Annotated in this window: 13 protein-coding genes; 11 read left to right on the forward strand and 2 right to left on the reverse strand. The window is 54.5% G+C overall.

What is annotated here, in order from left to right; all coding sequences use genetic code 11:
• Nucleotides 1-48: 48 nt before the first annotated feature.
• The 6 genes from sapA (at nucleotide 49) to AC0TN7_RS08545 (ending at nucleotide 6,418) form a co-directional block, all read left to right on the forward strand.
• The gene (sapA, locus tag AC0TN7_RS08520) at nucleotides 49-1,689 is read left to right on the forward strand and encodes an ABC transporter substrate-binding protein SapA (protein WP_023312048.1); all 1,641 of its coding nucleotides are present in this window, start codon (nucleotides 49-51) and stop codon (nucleotides 1,687-1,689) included.
• Nucleotides 1,686-2,651: a putrescine export ABC transporter permease SapB gene (gene sapB, locus AC0TN7_RS08525; protein WP_024907137.1), complete on the forward strand. Its 966-nt coding sequence runs from the start codon at nucleotides 1,686-1,688 to the stop codon at nucleotides 2,649-2,651. The genes sapA and sapB overlap by 4 nt, the downstream gene beginning before the upstream one ends.
• A complete protein-coding gene (sapC, locus tag AC0TN7_RS08530) occupies nucleotides 2,638-3,528 on the forward strand; it encodes a putrescine export ABC transporter permease SapC (RefSeq protein ID WP_024907136.1) in 891 nt (296 codons plus the stop codon). The genes sapB and sapC overlap by 14 nt, the downstream gene beginning before the upstream one ends.
• Nucleotides 3,528-4,520 (forward strand): putrescine export ABC transporter ATP-binding protein SapD, encoded by a 993-nt coding sequence (gene sapD / locus AC0TN7_RS08535; protein ID WP_008501228.1) that lies wholly within the window; start codon nucleotides 3,528-3,530, stop codon nucleotides 4,518-4,520. The genes sapC and sapD overlap by 1 nt, the downstream gene beginning before the upstream one ends.
• A gap of 1 nt (nucleotide 4,521) precedes the next feature.
• On the forward strand, nucleotides 4,522-5,328 hold the full coding sequence (sapF, locus tag AC0TN7_RS08540; RefSeq protein ID WP_023312051.1) for a putrescine export ABC transporter ATP-binding protein SapF: 807 nt from the start codon (nucleotides 4,522-4,524) through the stop codon (nucleotides 5,326-5,328).
• A 148-nt stretch (nucleotides 5,329-5,476) separates the two neighbouring features.
• A complete protein-coding gene (locus AC0TN7_RS08545; RefSeq protein WP_473702062.1) occupies nucleotides 5,477-6,418 on the forward strand; it encodes an ATP-grasp fold amidoligase family protein in 942 nt (313 codons plus the stop codon).
• Here the strand turns inward: AC0TN7_RS08545 and AC0TN7_RS08550 are convergent.
• Both AC0TN7_RS08550 and AC0TN7_RS08555 read right to left on the reverse strand, forming a co-directional pair.
• Nucleotides 6,399-7,463: an ATP-binding protein gene (locus tag AC0TN7_RS08550; RefSeq protein WP_248271896.1), complete on the reverse strand. Its 1,065-nt coding sequence runs from the start codon at nucleotides 7,461-7,463 to the stop codon at nucleotides 6,399-6,401. The two genes, AC0TN7_RS08545 and AC0TN7_RS08550, sit on opposite strands and share 20 nt — an antisense overlap.
• Nucleotides 7,460-8,164 (reverse strand): response regulator, encoded by a 705-nt coding sequence (locus AC0TN7_RS08555; protein WP_024907133.1) that lies wholly within the window; start codon nucleotides 8,162-8,164, stop codon nucleotides 7,460-7,462. Before AC0TN7_RS08555 ends, AC0TN7_RS08550 begins: the two co-directional genes overlap by 4 nt.
• Before the next feature lie 271 nt (nucleotides 8,165-8,435).
• On the opposite strand from AC0TN7_RS08555, the gene crrC reads away from it, so the two are divergent.
• From crrC to AC0TN7_RS08580, 5 genes are all read left to right on the forward strand, one after another.
• Nucleotides 8,436-8,822 (forward strand): colistin resistant protein CrrC, encoded by a 387-nt coding sequence (crrC, locus tag AC0TN7_RS08560; RefSeq protein ID WP_473702104.1) that lies wholly within the window; start codon nucleotides 8,436-8,438, stop codon nucleotides 8,820-8,822.
• Nucleotides 8,823-8,917: 95 nt separating this feature from the next.
• Nucleotides 8,918-12,013: a multidrug efflux RND transporter permease subunit gene (locus AC0TN7_RS08565; RefSeq protein ID WP_473702063.1), complete on the forward strand. Its 3,096-nt coding sequence runs from the start codon at nucleotides 8,918-8,920 to the stop codon at nucleotides 12,011-12,013.
• 270 nt (nucleotides 12,014-12,283) lie between these two features.
• The gene (gene fabI, locus AC0TN7_RS08570) at nucleotides 12,284-13,072 is read left to right on the forward strand and encodes an enoyl-ACP reductase FabI (protein WP_003856831.1); all 789 of its coding nucleotides are present in this window, start codon (nucleotides 12,284-12,286) and stop codon (nucleotides 13,070-13,072) included.
• A gap of 152 nt (nucleotides 13,073-13,224) precedes the next feature.
• Entirely contained in the window at nucleotides 13,225-14,211 is a 987-nt protein-coding gene (locus AC0TN7_RS08575) for a CMD domain-containing protein (protein WP_048991915.1), read from the forward strand.
• An 88-nt stretch (nucleotides 14,212-14,299) separates the two neighbouring features.
• Nucleotides 14,300-16,234: an exoribonuclease II gene (locus AC0TN7_RS08580; protein ID WP_473702064.1), complete on the forward strand. Its 1,935-nt coding sequence runs from the start codon at nucleotides 14,300-14,302 to the stop codon at nucleotides 16,232-16,234.
• Nucleotides 16,235-16,263 lie beyond the last annotated feature (29 nt).

Genomic DNA, 16,263 nt, shown 5'->3' on the forward strand with positions numbered 1-16,263 from the left:
GTTTAAAATTAGTAGGATAGCCACTTCATATATAATACCTTAAAAATTATGCGTCTGGTTTTATCGTCCTTTTTTGCACTTGGTCTGTTTAGCAGCCTGGCCTTTGCCGCGCCCGGGCTAACGCCGCAGCCTGACATTCGTGACAGCGGCTTCGTCTATTGCGTAAGCGGCCAGGTGGATACCTTCAACCCGCAAAAAGCGGGCAGCGGCCTGATTGTGGATACCCTTGCCGCGCAGCTTTACGATCGTCTGCTTGATGTTGACCCGTACACCTACCGTCTGGTGCCTGAGCTTGCGGAAAGCTGGGAAGTGCTGGATAACGGCGCTACCTACCGTTTTCACCTGCGCGATGACGTCGCGTTTCAACGCACACCGTGGTTTACCCCCACGCGCAAGCTGAACGCAGATGACGTGGTCTTCACCTTCCAGCGTATCTTTAACCGCAACCACCCGTGGCATAACGTTAACGGCAGCAATTTCCCCTATTTCGACAGCCTGCAGTTTGCCGACACCGTGAAAAGCGTGCGCAAACTGGACAACCGCACGGTTGAATTCACGCTGACGCGCCCGGATGCCTCCTTCCTCTGGCACCTGGCAACCCACTATGCATCCGTCATGTCGGCAGAATACGCGGCGAACCTGACGAAAAAAGATCGTCAGGAACTGCTCGATCGCCAGCCGGTTGGCACCGGTCCGTTCCAGCTGGCCGAATATCGCGCCGGTCAATATATTCGTCTGCAGCGCCATGAACACTTCTGGCGCGGTACGCCGCTGATGCCGCAGGTGGTGGTGGATCTCGGCTCTGGCGGAACGGGACGTCTGTCGAAATTGCTCACCGGGGAATGTGACGTCCTTGCCTGGCCCGCGGCCAGCCAGCTCACGATTTTGCGCGACGATCCGCGCCTGCGTCTGACGCTACGCCCGGGGATGAACATCGCGTATCTGGCCTTTAACACAGATAAACCGCCGTTGAATAACCCTGCCGTTCGGCACGCTCTGGCGCTGGCCATTAACAACCAGCGCCTGATGCAGTCGATCTACTACGGCACGGCGGAAACCGCCGCCTCAATTTTACCGCGCGCCTCGTGGGCCTATGACGGTGAAGCTAAAATTACGGAATACAATCCGGCAAAAGCGCGTGAACAGCTGAAAGCGCTGGGGGCAGAAAACCTGACGCTGCAGCTTTGGGTGCCCACCAGTTCCCAGGCGTGGAACCCCAGCCCGCTCAAGACCGCCGAACTGCTGCAGGCAGATATGGCGCAGGTGGGCGTGAAAGTGATCATTGTACCGGTTGAGGGCCGTTTCCAGGAGGCGCGCCTGATGGACATGAATCATGATTTAACCCTGACCGGCTGGGCGACCGACAGTAACGATCCGGACAGCTTCTTCCGGCCGCTACTGAGCTGTGCGGCGATAAACTCGCAGACCAACTACGCCCACTGGTGTAACCGGGAGTTTGACGCCGTGCTGCAAAAAGCGCTGGCTTCCCAGCAGCTGGCCTCACGTATTGACGCCTATGATGAAGCGCAGAAGATCCTCGCCCAGGAACTGCCGGTGCTGCCGCTGGCCTCTTCCCTGCGTCTTCAGGCCTATCGTTATGATATTAAAGGCCTGGTACTGAGCCCGTTCGGCAACGCCTCGTTCGCCGGCGTGTCGCGTGAAAAAGAACAAGAGGTGAAAAAACCATGATTATTTTTACCTTACGTCGGCTCCTTTTGCTGCTGGTGACGCTCTTTTTCCTGAACTTTGTCGGCTTCAGCCTGAGCTATTTCACGCCCCATGCCCCGCTTCAGGGGTCGTCGCTGTGGGATGCCTGGCTCTTCTGGTTTAACGGGCTGCTGCACTGGGATTTCGGCGTGTCCAGCATTAACGGGCAGCTGATTTCCCAGCAGTTGAAAGAGGTGTTCCCGGCCACGATGGAGCTGTGCATTCTGGCCTTCGGCTTTGCCCTGATGGTTGGCATTCCCGTGGGCATGCTGGCCGGGATCTACCGCAATAAATGGCAGGATAAGTTTATCAGCGCCCTCGCCCTGTTCGGCTTCTCCATCCCGGTATTCTGGCTGGCGCTGCTGCTGACGCTCTTCTTCTCGCTGACGATGGGCTGGCTGCCGGTTTCGGGGCGTTTTGACCTGCTCTATACGGTTAAAACGGTGACGGGTTTTGCCATTATTGACGCGTGGCTGTCCGATTCGGTATGGCGCCACGAGATGATCGTCAGCGCCCTGCGCCATATGGTACTGCCGGTGCTGACGCTGGCGGTTGCGCCGACAACCGAAGTGATCCGCCTGATGCGCCTCAGCACCATTGAGGTATTTGACCAGAACTATGTCAAAGCCGCCGCCACGCGCGGGTTGTCACGCCTGACCATACTGCGCCGCAACGTCCTGCACAACGCGCTACCGCCGGTTATTCCGCGTCTGGGATTACAGTTTTCCACCATGCTGACGCTGGCCATGATCACCGAGATGGTCTTTAGCTGGCCAGGCCTTGGGCGATGGCTGATTAACGCCATCCGCCAGCAGGACTACGCCGCTATTTCTGCGGGTGTGATGGTGATTGGTTCGCTGGTGATTATTGTCAACGTGTTGTCCGATATTCTGGGTGCTATGGCTAACCCATTGAAGCATAAGGAATGGTATGCCTTACGATAGCGTATACAGTGAAAAGCGCACGCCCGGCGTGCTGCGTACCGTGTGGCGTAAATTCTATGGTGACACCACGGCGATGATCGGCCTTTATGGCTGTGCCGGTCTGGTGTTGCTGTGCGTCTTTGGCGCGTGGTTTGCACCGTACGGCATTGACCAGCAGTTCCTTGGCTATCAGCTTCTGCCACCGTCCTGGTCGCGCTACGGTGAAGTCTCTTTCTTCCTGGGAACGGACGACCTCGGACGTGACGTGTTGAGCCGCCTGCTGAGCGGTGCAGCCCCGACGGTTGGCGGCGCATTTGTGGTGACGCTCGCGGCAACGATCTGCGGGCTGGCGCTCGGTATTTTTGCAGGATCCACGCATGGCCTGCGCTCGGCGGTGCTTAACCACATTCTGGATACGTTACTGTCGATTCCGTCCCTGCTGCTGGCGATCATTGTGGTTGCCTTTGCCGGTCCGCATCTGTCGCATGCCATGTTCGCCGTCTGGCTGGCTATCCTGCCCCGCATCGTGCGCTCGGTTTACAGCATGGTGCATGATGAACTGGAAAAAGAGTATGTCGTCGCAGCCCGTCTGGACGGTGCGACGACCTTCAACATTCTGTGGTTTGCCGTGCTGCCTAACATCGCCGCCGGACTGGTCACTGAGATCACCCGCGCCCTGTCGATGGCGATCCTGGACATCGCGGCGCTCGGCTTCCTCGACCTCGGCGCGCAGCTGCCGTCGCCCGAATGGGGTGCGATGCTCGGTGACGCGCTGGAGTTAATTTACGTGGCACCGTGGACGGTTATGCTGCCGGGTGCGGCCATTATGGTGAGCGTGCTGCTCATCAACCTGCTGGGCGACGGTATTCGCCGTGCGATTAATGCGGGGGTGCAATAATGCCGCTTCTTGATATTCGCAACCTCACCATTGAATTCAAAACCGGTGAAGGCTGGGTTAAAGCCGTCGATCGCATCAGCATCACCCTCGCGGAGGGTGAAATTCGCGGGCTGGTGGGTGAATCCGGCTCAGGCAAAAGCCTGATCGCCAAAGCCATCTGTGGCGTGGCGAAAGACAACTGGCGCGTGACGGCAGACCGTATGCGTTTTGATGATATCGATCTGCTGCGCCTCTCCCCCCGCGAGCGGCGTAAGCTGGTCGGGCATAACGTCTCGATGATTTTCCAGGAGCCGCAGTCCTGTCTCGACCCGTCCGAACGCGTGGGCAAACAGCTGATGCAGAACATCCCCGGCTGGACCTATAAAGGCCGCTGGTGGCAGCGCGTTGGCTGGCGCAAGCGTCGCGCCATCGAGCTTTTACACCGCGTCGGGATCAAAGATCACAAAGATGCGATGCGCAGCTTCCCTTATGAGCTGACCGACGGCGAATGTCAGAAAGTGATGATTGCCATCGCGCTGGCTAATCAGCCGCGTTTGCTGATTGCGGATGAGCCCACCAACGCGATGGAACCCACCACGCAGGCGCAAATCTTCCGCCTGCTGTCGCGTCTCAACCAGAATAACAACACCACCATTTTGCTGATCAGCCATGACCTGCAAATGCTCAGCAAATGGGCGGATAAAATTGACGTGATGTACTGCGGGCAAACGGTCGAAACCGCGCCGAGTGAAGACCTGATCACCGCGCCGCATCATCCGTATACGCAGGCGCTTATCCGTGCGATTCCGGATTTTGGCAGCGCAATGCCGCATAAAAGCCGCCTGAATACCCTGCCGGGGGCGATTCCGCTGCTGGAATCCCTGCCGATAGGCTGTCGTCTGGGGCCGCGGTGTCCCTATGCTCAGCGTAAATGTATCGAGACGCCACGCCTGACCGGGGCGAAAAATCATCTTTACGCCTGTCATTTCCCGCTGAACATGGAGAGAGAGTGAAATGGTCGAAACCTTACTGGAAGTCCGCAACCTGAGTAAGACCTTTCGCTACCGCACGGGGCTGTTTCATCGCCAAACTGTCGACGCGGTGAAACCGCTGAGCTTTACGCTGCGTGAAAAACAGACGCTGGCGATTATTGGCGAAAACGGTTCCGGGAAATCCACCCTGGCAAAAATGCTCGCCGGCATGGTTGAACCGACTGCAGGCGAAGTGTTGATTGACGATCATCCTCTGACGTTCGGGGATTACTCTTTCCGCAGCCAGCGCATCCGCATGATCTTCCAGGATCCGTCTACCTCGCTTAATCCACGCCAGCGCATTTCGCAGATCCTCGATTTTCCGCTGCGTCTGAACACCGACCTGGAGCCAGAGGCGCGCCGTAAGCGCGTGTTTGAAACTCTGCGCATGGTTGGGCTGTTACCGGATCACGAAAGCTACTACCCGCATATGCTGGCCCCCGGCCAGAAACAGCGTCTGGGTCTGGCGCGTGCGTTGATATTGCGGCCAAAAGTGATCATTGCTGATGAAGCGCTTGCCTCGCTGGACATGTCGATGCGCTCTCAGCTGATTAACCTGATGCTGGAATTGCAGGAAAAACAGGGGATCTCGTATATCTATGTCACCCAACATCTGGGAATGATGAAGCATATCAGCGATCAGGTGATGGTCATGCACCAGGGAGAAGTGGTCGAGCGCGGCAGCACGGCGGATGTGATGGCCTCCCCGCTTCATGAGCTGACAAAACGACTGATAGCCGGTCATTTCGGTGAAGCATTAACCGCCGATGCATGGCGCAAAGACCGGTAAACAAACGTTGCACCGCTCAATAAGGATTAAATAGCCTTTACACGCTATTTAATCCTTTTAATTTTCGTCTCCATCCCTGCTCCATCTTTTAAGCAATATCAATCAACAGTTCTTCTCCAGAATATCCGGACATTACGGAGGAGAAGAAATGAACAACGCCACTTACGTTCTCAAATATACCGAGTATCTCATCAGAAAATGCCGTTCATTCTTAATGACGGACCTGTACTTTCATACTGTGAGGCTCGAGAAAACATCCGGGACAAAACCTGACATTCAATCACCCACGACGTTGAGTGAAAAAATATGTCATCGTCTGGTCTATGACCATAATAACCTCTACACGATGCTTGCCGATAAACTCGCCGTTCGGGCATACGTTTCCTCCAGAACAAAGCGCGTGAAAACGGTGCCATTAATTGGCGTTTATACCAGGGCGTCGCAGATTGATTTTTCCGTGCTCCCTGACAAATTCGTCCTTAAGTGCAACCATGATAGTGGCAGCACAATAATATGTACGAACAAAGCGCAATATAACGACAAGAAAGCGCGTAAAAAACTGAGCCTCGCGTTAAAGAAAAATTTGTACTACACCACGCGTGAGTGGCAGTACAAAAACATTACGCCGAGTATACTTTGCGAGCCATTCGTCGATCTCTTCGATGATGCTGACAGGAATACGACGCCCGAAATGCTGAGGATCCATTGCTTTCATGGCGTCGCCCACTATGTTGAAGCGGATTTTACGGATGATAACGGCAACGGTTTTATCAACGTTTACGACAGGCACTGGAACTTACAACCCTTCCAGATGGAGTATCCGAATACTTCAGTAAATCCAGACGAACCGGTCTTGTTCCGACAAGCGTTGCTGGCATCCCAGGAGCTGGCGGATGGCATTGACTACTGCCGCGTTGACCTCATGCTAAAAAAAGAAGACATCTATTTCAGTGAAATAACCTTAAGCCCGAGACGCGGTAAACTGACGATTACCCCGCAGGAATGGGATGCTAAGTTAGGAAAAATATGGCATTTATCGCCGGCAGGTGCATTTGACCTGCCGCTGAAACTCACGAGTCGGGCCAGGTAAGTTTAAATATCGAGTGGCTTTGCGTCGATAAGGTATAGGTAACATCGCCACCATGCGCCAGCATGATGGCTTTTACTACCGACAAGCCCAAACCACAGCCTTCCGGGTTCAACTGCCGGGCGCCATTATCGCGCTGAAACGGCTGAAATAAGAAATCATGAAACTCCCTGGGGATGCCCGGCCCCCCGTCCTGAATAAGGATATAATTGCCTTTATCAGAAACGCCATTTTTCACGATGAGTTTGCGCGAGGTTGAATAGTGTAAGGCATTGTCAAATAAAACGGTCAGACACTGATTGATGCGTAACGGATCGAATACGCATTGCTGATCCCTCAGTTCTGTATTGACGGTAAATGCCTTACGGCTGAACTCGGGCATGAAGGTATCGAGCGCGTCCTGTATTGTTCCTTTTAAATCCGTTCTGGACTGGTATAGCGTGTATCCCGCCCCGCCATCCGAACTGACAACCCGGAGATCTTCAATCAGGCGGGTTAACCCTTCCGTCTGTTTGAGAAGATTATTAAACAGCACCGGGTCCGGGGTAAAAACACCGTCAACCAACCCCTGAAGCCTTCCGCGTAAGATCGTGACCGGGGTTCTCAGCTCATGCGCAATAGCCGCATTCCAGGATTTCCTCTGAATATCCAGCGTCTGTAATTTTTCCGCCATTTCATTGAAATCCGTCACAAGGTGATTGATCTCACCCAGCCTGGAACTGGCACAGAATGCCCGGGCATCCAGATCGCCCTGAGAAATCTTTTTCAGGCTGGACGCGACCGCGTTTAGCGGGGTGAGTATTCGCGATGACAGTTTGACCGTGAAAAAGAGGGCAATAATCAGGCTGATCGTCGTCGCGGTCCCAATCCATGCCCAGTCCCACATCGTCATCTGTTCATCATCGCCTGCAGCAGGGCCGCCCGGGAGGTGATCCAGAATAAAGGAGTAAAAAAACCAGGAGCCCAGGATGGCGATGGCAATTATCGTAAACGTCAGCAACAGCATATACGTTAAGATCTGACGACTCAGGACAGACTCTTTATTCATTTCTTTTCCCCAAGCCGGTAGCCCATGCCTCTGATGCTCTCGGGAACACCGTAAAGACCGGCAAGCTCCAGTTTTTTACGCAACTTGCTCATATGGCTATCGACCGTTCTGTCGAGCGTATCGCCTTCCGGCAGACACGCGTTGAGTAACTCTTCACGGGAACAGACCTTTCGCGGATAACGCACCAGCCAGGTAAGTAATTTAAATTCGGTCGTCGTTAATACCGGGGAGATAACCTCTTCGCCCACGGTGACTTCCACGTAGAAATCATCCGGATAGACCGTAATAAAGGGCGTTCTGAGCGGCAGGGAACCCGCCTGCTGAAGCGCAGGTTTTGTCCTGCGCAGCACCGCCTCAACCCGTGCGACAACCTCAGAGGGGTTAAAGGGTTTGATTACGTAATCATCCGCCCCGAGCCTCAGACCCATAAGCTTATCGACGTCCTGATCGAGAGCGGAAACCATAATGACGGGGACAGCACTTTCATGGCGAAGCGTAGTAAGCACGCTCCAGCCGTCACACACGGGCAGGTGAATGTCCAGCAAGATGAGATCCGGTTTATGGAGGCGATTAAGCGTTATCGCCTGCTCGCCCTGCCTGGCCCTCAGCGTTTTCATTCCCGAACGCTCTAAGTAGCTCATCAGTATATCGGCGATTTCGTCTTCATCTTCAACAACCAGGATCAGCGTATTTTTGTTCATATTATCTCCGCGGGTGAAATCCCTTTAAGCACGCTATCAGATATCTTTAGCACAATAAGACACAGCCTCCGGGAAAAAGTGCCGTAGTTACGAAAATTTCCCGGTTGATTTAAATGCCCGGTTATTTCTCCACACAGCCTACACATTCAGTCAATAAAGACTCGACAATGTCCGTTCAAAATCGCTATTGAGGCATAACGCGTTGTGCATTGCGCGCTGCAAATTACCACTGTTTCTTAAAGATTTTATGAAGTTGGCTGCAATAATGAACATGGAACTTTCAAAATATTTCTCTCCTAAAAAACTGGGCATATATTCCCTGTTTCTCCTGCTGTCGTGGGGATTACTTTATACCTGGCTGGTGCTGGTACACAGAGTGGATGAAAAAGTCTCCTCGACGCTGCTCTCTTCCCCTATTATCTATGGCTGCATCGCGTTGTCGGTGGTCTCACTGATCATCCAAAATAAAGCTGGTGCGCTAACTGAGCTATTTGTCGTCGCCTTCTGGCTGATGGTGATTTTTGTTTATCTCATTATTACGTTCACCGTGCTGTTAAACGCGATGCCCGATATCGAGGATCTGGTCTTTTATTACGAATGTTATTTGATCATTTTTTTTGGCGGATCACCGCTGTACCTCATTATGAGAATGATTTGAGCCCTTGATCCACACGGCCTCCATAAACCGCCCACTTCCGCTAAACAGGTGCGCGGTAGAGTCTCTATCTCACTCTTTTGCACAAAAATAACTCAATGCCTCATTTTTTTATCGAACGTCCCATTTTCGCCTGGGTAGTGGCGCTGTTTATCGTCCTGACGGGTCTCCTGTCTATTCCTCGTTTGCCGGTTGCGCAGTATCCGGCGGTGGCACCGCCAGGTATCATCATTTCCGTCAGTTACCCGGGGGCCAGCCCCGATATCATGAATACGTCGGTGGTGTCGTTAATCGAGCGAGAAATCTCTGGAGTCGATAATTTGCTCTATTTCGAATCATCCAGTGACACAACCGGCTCGGCATCGATTACCGTCACGTTTAAACCCGGCACGGACATCAAGCTGGCACAGATGGATCTACAGAATCAGATTAAGATCGTCGAGCCTCGTCTTCCTCAGGCGGTAAGACAAAATGGCATTAACGTCGAGGCCGCTAATTCTGGATTTTTAATGATGGTGGGGCTGAAGTCCACCAACGGTCAATTCGAGGAAGCCGACTTAAGCGACTATTTTGCCCGAAACGTCAGTGACGAGCTTCGTCGCGTGCCCGGCGTAGGGAAAGTCCAGCTGTTTGGCGGCGAAAAAGCGCTGCGTATCTGGCTGGATCCAATGAAGCTCCACAGCTACGGCCTTTCGGTGAGCGATGTGCTTACTGCTGTTGGCCAGCAAAATGCCCTGGTTTCGCCCGGCAAAACGGGAGATGAGCCCGCATCTGAAGGACAAGGGGTAACGTATCCCATCACCGTAAAGGGACAGCTCTCCTCGGTCGAGGCGTTCAGGAATATCACCCTGAAATCTAACGCATCCGGCGCCCGCCTGAAATTATCCGACATTGCGCGGATTGAATCCGGCCTGCAAAGCTACGCTTTTGGTATCCGTGAAAATGGCGTGCCCTCGACGGCGGCGGCAATCCAGCTGTCGCCAGGCGCCAATGCAATGAGTACCGCTTCAGGCGTGCGTGCGCGCATCGACGAGCTTTCCCGGGTGTTACCCGACGGAATGGTGTTTACGGTTCCTTTCGATACCGCGCCGTTTGTGAAACTTTCTATCGTGAAGGTTGTTCAGACATTTGTGGAAGCGATGGTCCTCGTCTTTCTGGTTATGCTGCTGTTTCTGCACAAGATACGCTGTACGCTTATCCCGGCGATTGTTGCTCCCGTCGCACTTCTTGGTACCTTCACGGTGATGTTATTGAGCGGATACTCCATCAATATTCTGACGATGTTCGGCATGGTGCTGGCGATAGGGATTATCGTTGATGATGCCATTGTGGTTGTGGAGAACGTTGAACGACTGATGGAGGAAAAAAGTCTGTCCCCACGGGACGCTACCCGGCAAGCCATGCAGGAGATCACCCCGGCGATTATCGGGATCACGCTGGTGCTGACCGCCGTCTTTATCCCCATGGGGTTTGCTGAAGGATCCGTCGGGATTATCTACCGGCAATTTTGTATTTCCATGGCAGTCTCCATACTGCTGTCCGCGTTTCTTGCCCTGACGCTGACGCCTGCCCTGTGCGCTACGCTACTCAAGCCGCATCAGGGAGAAAAGAGCGGAGGTGGGCGGTTCGCGGCAGGGTTTAATGCGCGCTTTCATAGGCTTACCACCTGTTACGAAGCCGGGCTGGGTGCCGTTCTGAAGCGAACCGGGCGTATGCTGCTCCTGTACGTTGCGCTTTGTGCTGCGCTGTTTTTGGGTTTGTCTTCGTTACCGTCGTCCTTTCTGCCGGACGAAGATCAGGGCTACTTTATGTCTTCAATCCAGCTGCCTTCAGATGCCACGATGCAGCGCACCCTTAACGTGGTTAAAAAGTTTGAAGAGAAAATTGCGGCCCGGCCGGATATTGAAAGCAACATTATGATCCTGGGGTTTGGATTTTCAGGTTCAGGACCGAATTCGGCTATGGCCTTCACCACGCTGAAGGACTGGAAAAACCGGCAGGGCTCGACGGCCCAGGATGAAGCCGACCATATACAGGACAGCATGGCGAACGTTACTGATGCCGTCACGATGAGCCTGCTCCCGCCGGCCATTTCGGATATGGGCACCTCCTCGGGGTTCACCTGGTACGTGCAAGACAGAGCAGGACTGGGCTACGAGGCGTTAAAGCGCGCTGCCGACGCGCTGGTCCTGCAAGCCAATCAGCGTCCTGAACTGAGTGACATCTATATAGACGGTCTGCCGGAAGGAACCAGCCTTGCGCTCCAGGTTGACCGGGAAAAAGCGGAAGCGATGGGCGTCTCATTTGATGAAATCAACCAGACGCTCTCCGTCACCCTGGGCTCAAATTACGTCAACGACTATACGAACAACGGCCGCGTTCAACAGGTGATTATTCAGGCCGATGCGCCCTACCGAATGCAGCCTGAGCAGATACTGAAACTATCAGTGAAAAACCGGATGGGTGAGATGGTGCCGTTATCAACGTTCGTGACGATCTCCTGGAACGTTGCGCCGCAGCAGTTGACGCGCTATCAGGGTTATTCTGCTCTTCGCATTACCGGAAATGCGGCGTCAGGAGTATCCAGCGGCACCGCAATGAAGGTTATGGAGAGTTTGTCCAGAGAGTTACCTCAGGGCATGGCGGGCGAGTGGGCCGGGAGTGCATTGCAGGAGAGAAAATCGGAATCTCAGCTTCCGGGCCTTATTGTCCTGTCGATACTGGTCGTGTTTATGGTGCTCGCCGCCCTGTATGAGAGCTGGTCTATTCCTTTTGCGGTCATGCTGGTCGTTCCGTTGGGTCTTATCGGCGCGGTGATAGCAGTGTTTGTTGCCGGCATGACGAATGACGTTTTCTTTAAGGTCGGCCTGATTACGCTTATCGGCCTGTCGGCCAAGAACGCCATTCTGATTGTTGAATTTGCCAGGCAGCTCCATCGCCAGGGGCAGCCCCTGCTGGCGGCAACCATTCATGCCGCCAGCCAGCGCCTGCGTCCGATTCTGATGACATCGTTAGCCTTCAGCTTAGGGGTTGTTCCGTTGATGCTGGCCAGGGGGGCGAGCGACAGTACGCAGCATGCCATCGGTACCGGCGTATTTGGCGGCATGATTAGCGGTACGCTTCTCGCGATCTTCTTCGTACCGGTTTTCTTTATCGTCATTGCGCGTTTCGTCGACAACATCAGGAAAGCGTAAATACCCTGGTGGAATCACGCTGCCTCTCTGGTTGGATGAGGCGAAGCTGTTGCCGGGTGATATACTGGACGAATGCTGAAATTTTGAGCCCCCGCGAGTCCGCGGTGCATTCTTCGGGGCAGGCGTCTTCGGAGAAGTGCGAGAAATATCGTGACACAAGGGGCTGTGAGTGGGCTATAATTTCGAGCTAATTTCGAATGATTTTGAAATACTGCCTGTAACGCTATGAATTACAAGGCAAAATTAGCAATGAATATAAGGATTAAAGCTATGGGTTTTCTTTCCGGTAAGCGCATTCTGGTGACTGGCGTTGCCAGCAAACTGTCCATCGCATACGGCATCGCACAGGCAATGCATCGCGAAGGCGCTGAGCTGGCGTTCACCTACCAGAACGACAAGCTGAAAGGCCGTGTTGAAGAGTTTGCCGCGCAGCTGGGTTCCAGCATTGTTCTGGAATGTGACGTTGCACAAGACGAAAGCATCGACGGCATGTTTGCTGAACTGGCAAAAGCATGGCCTAAATTCGACGGTTTCGTTCACTCCATCGGCTTCGCTCCTGGCGACCAGCTGGACGGCGACTACGTGAACGCGGTTACCCGTGATGGCTTCAAAATCGCGCACGACATCAGCTCCTACAGCTTCGTTGCGATGGCGAAATCCTGCCGCGCGATGCTGAACCCGGGCGCAGCCCTGCTGACCCTGTCCTACCTGGGCGCTGAACGTGCTATCCCTAACTACAACGTTATGGGTCTGGCTAAAGCGTCTCTGGAAGCGAACGTACGCTACATGGCGAACGCAATGGGTCCTGAAGGCGTGCGCGTTAACGCCATCTCTGCAGGTCCTATCCGCACCCTGGCCGCTTCCGGTATTAAAGATTTCCGTAAAATGCTGGCACACTGCGAAGCGGTTACCCCGATTCGTCGTACCGTTACCATTGAAGATGTGGGTAACTCTGCAGCATTCCTGTGCTCTGACCTTTCCGCTGGTATCTCCGGCGAAGTGGTTCACGTTGACGGCGGCTTCAACATCGCTGCAATGAACGAGCTGGAAATTAAATAAGCTGTGACTCTCTTCCCGCCCGGGAAGAGAGTTTCCCCCCGCACCATCCCTTCGTTATTCCGTTCTGCTATTTGTTATCACCTAACAATATTTTTCCCTTTATCTGCCTTACGCCAGGATATTGATCGCCATTTTGAGATCAAGGAACGCACATGGAACAACGCCGTTTTTCCGGCAAAGGCCACTGGTATCACGAAACCCAGTCAAACCACGCGCAGACGGATGTTCTGCCCCTGGTGCCCGAAGCCGCTAACGTCGACGATCGTTTTTTGCTCGATTTAGCCTTGCCTGATAAGATTGTCGCCGCCTGTTCTGGCTGGCTTACCCCTGCCAGAGCCTTATGCCACCAGCTGTTTCCGCTCTCGATTCCCGTGAACCGCCTGCATACGCTCAGCGCTTACGATCGGCTCAGTACCGCGCTAACGGTCGCACAGGCCTGCGGCGTTCAGCGGCTCTGTAACCATTATGCCGCCCTCCTCGCCCCGCTTCCCGGTCCGGACTCCTCGCGCGAAAGCAACCGCCGCCTGGCGCAAATTACGCAGTATGCCCGCCAGCTCGCCAGCTCTCCTGATGTCATTGATGATAAAGCGCAGAACCAGCTTGATGAGGTGGGCCTGTCCACGTACGACATCGTGGTGATAAACCAGATTATCGGGTTTATCGGGTTTCAGGCGCGCGTGGTCGCGATTTTTCAGGCCCTGTTGGGGCATCCTGTTCGCTGGTTGCCGGGGCATCATATTCAGCCGCACACGCTTCCCGCGAGCCACAATGCATGGGTGCCGCTTTTGCCCGTCGTGGAGCTGCGCTATGCGAGTGCGCATCAACTTGAGTCGCTGTCTCGCTGGCAGGCCGAACCCGCGCTGGAGGCGCTGACGCCGGTGCTTTGCCATGAGCCGTCGCTGCTCGACCTGACCGGAGAGATCCTGTTAAACAGCCGCGCAGAGATCCCGCAGACGTCACCCGCACTTTCGGCGGCGGTCGAACTGCTGACCCGCTCTCCGGACCGCTTCAGCGCCGCGCAGTTTACCCCGCTCACGGATCAAGGACTCCAGGGCGAATATGCCATCACGCTGCTTACCCAAAGTGCGTTTGATGGCTGGCTCAATCGTCTGAAAGTAGCGTTTGGTAAAGAGGAATAACCACACTCATTACCCAAAGACCGCTTGCTGAGACAGTGAGAATCGCGTAAAACTGTCAGCCGCTCAATGGCTACGAAAATAGAACATTATGTTTCAGGACAACCCGCTGCTAGCGCAGCTTAAACAGCAACTGCATTCCCAGACGCCGCGTGCAGAAGGGGTCGTAAAAGCCACGGAAAAGGGCTTTGGCTTCCTTGAAGTTGACGCGCAGAAAAGCTACTTCATTCCGCCACCGCAGATGAAGAAAGTGATGCATGGCGATCGCGTCATGGCCGTCATTCATACCGAGAAGGATCGCGAGTCCGCTGAACCAGAAGAACTGATCGAACCGTTCCTGACCCGTTTTGTGGGTAAGGTGCAGCGAAAAGACGATCGGCTTTCTATCGTGCCGGATCATCCCCTGCTGAAAGATGCCATTCCCTGCCGCGCCGCCCGTGGCGTTGAGCATGATTTTAAAGAAGGTGACTGGGCCGTAGCGGAAATGCGCCGTCATCCTCTGAAAGGCGATCGCGGTTTTTATGCTGAGTTGACCCAATTCATCACCTTTGGCGCCGACCATTTCGTGCCATGGTGGGTCACGCTGGCACGCCACAATCTTGAAAAAGAAGCGCCGAACGGCGTAGCGACCGAGATGCAGGACGAAGGTCTGACGCGCCGCGATCTCACCGCGCTGGATTTTGTCACCATCGACAGCGCCAGCACCGAAGATATGGACGATGCGCTCTACGCTGAAGAGAGCGCCGACGGCAAACTGCACCTGACCGTCGCCATTGCCGATCCCACCGCCTGGATTGTTGAAGGCAGCAAGCTGGATGACGCGGCGAAAATCCGCGCCTTCACCAACTACCTGCCGGGCTTCAACATTCCGATGCTGCCGCGCGAATTGTCAGACGATCTCTGCTCGCTGCGTCCAAATGAAGTGCGCCCGGTCCTTGCCTGCCGCATGACCATTGCTGCGGATGGCGCGATTGAAGACGATATCGAGTTCTTTGCTGCCACTATCGAATCGAAAGCCAAGCTGGCCTACGATAACGTGTCCGACTGGCTTGAAAATACCGGTAGCTGGAAACCTGAATCAGACGCCATTGCCGCGCAGATCCGTCTGCTGCATCGCATCTGTCTCAACCGCAGCGAGTGGCGTCAAACCCATGCGCTGGTGTTCAAAGATCGCCCGGATTATCGCTTTGTTCTGGGTGAGAAAGGCGAAGTGCTGGATATCGTGGCCGAACCGCGACGCATTGCGAACCGCATTGTTGAAGAAGCGATGATTTCCGCCAACATCTGCGCCGCACGCGTGTTGCGCGACAGGCTGGGCTTTGGCATTTACAACGTCCACACCGGGTTTGATCCTGCGAACACCGAAGCGCTGGCGGCCCTGCTGAAGAATCACGATGTGCATGTTGATCCGGAAGAAGTGCTGACCCTGCCGGGCTTCTGCAAGCTTCGCCGCGAACTGGACGCGCAGCCGTCGGGCTTCCTGGACAGCCGCATTCGTCGCTTCCAGTCATTCGCGGAAATCAGTACCGAGCCTGGCCCGCACTTTGGTCTTGGCCTCGAAGCATACGCCACCTGGACATCGCCAATCCGTAAGTATGGCGATATGGTTAACCACCGTCTGCTGAAAGCGATTATCAAAGGCGAAACCGTTGCTCGTCCTCAGGAGGACACCACGCTGCAGATGGCCGATCGCCGCCGTCTGAATCGCATGGCGGAACGTGACGTTGGAGACTGGCTGTACGCACGCTTCCTGCAGGATAAAGCCGGGACGGATACCCGTTTCGCCGCAGAGATCATCGATATCAGCCGCGGGGGGATGCGCGTCCGCCTGGTCGATAACGGTGCTGTCGCGTTTATTCCTGCGCCGTTCCTGCATGCGGTTCGTGACGAAATGGTCTGTAGTCAGGAAAACGGTACCGTGCAAATTAAAGGTGAAACAGTTTACAAGGTCACCGACGTGATTGACGTTACTATCGCCGAAGTTCGCATGGAAACCCGCAGTATTATCGCGCGTCCTGTCGCCTGATAACCGGTTCAATTGTCGGTCCTTTCCTT

It is taken from the genome of Enterobacter sp. PL_is511, from assembly GCF_055816065.1.

Bases quoted from the DNA above. Each gene is read 5' to 3' on its own strand.
- sapA (WP_023312048.1), top strand. From the start codon at position 49: ATGCGTCTGGTTTTATCGTCCTTTTTTGCACTTGGTCTGTTTAGCAGC.
- sapB (WP_024907137.1), top strand. From the start codon at position 1,686: ATGATTATTTTTACCTTACGTCGGCTCCTTTTGCTGCTGGTGACGCTC.
- sapC (WP_024907136.1), top strand. From the start codon at position 2,638: ATGCCTTACGATAGCGTATACAGTGAAAAGCGCACGCCCGGCGTGCTG.
- sapD (WP_008501228.1), top strand. From the start codon at position 3,528: ATGCCGCTTCTTGATATTCGCAACCTCACCATTGAATTCAAAACCGGT.
- sapF (WP_023312051.1), top strand. From the start codon at position 4,522: ATGGTCGAAACCTTACTGGAAGTCCGCAACCTGAGTAAGACCTTTCGC.
- AC0TN7_RS08545 (WP_473702062.1), top strand. From the start codon at position 5,477: ATGAACAACGCCACTTACGTTCTCAAATATACCGAGTATCTCATCAGA.
- AC0TN7_RS08550 (WP_248271896.1), bottom strand. From the start codon at position 7,463: ATGAATAAAGAGTCTGTCCTGAGTCGTCAGATCTTAACGTATATGCTG.
- AC0TN7_RS08555 (WP_024907133.1), bottom strand. From the start codon at position 8,164: ATGAACAAAAATACGCTGATCCTGGTTGTTGAAGATGAAGACGAAATC.
- crrC (WP_473702104.1), top strand. From the start codon at position 8,436: ATGGAACTTTCAAAATATTTCTCTCCTAAAAAACTGGGCATATATTCC.
- AC0TN7_RS08565 (WP_473702063.1), top strand. From the start codon at position 8,918: ATGCCTCATTTTTTTATCGAACGTCCCATTTTCGCCTGGGTAGTGGCG.
- fabI (WP_003856831.1), top strand. From the start codon at position 12,284: ATGGGTTTTCTTTCCGGTAAGCGCATTCTGGTGACTGGCGTTGCCAGC.
- AC0TN7_RS08575 (WP_048991915.1), top strand. From the start codon at position 13,225: ATGGAACAACGCCGTTTTTCCGGCAAAGGCCACTGGTATCACGAAACC.
- AC0TN7_RS08580 (WP_473702064.1), top strand. From the start codon at position 14,300: ATGTTTCAGGACAACCCGCTGCTAGCGCAGCTTAAACAGCAACTGCAT.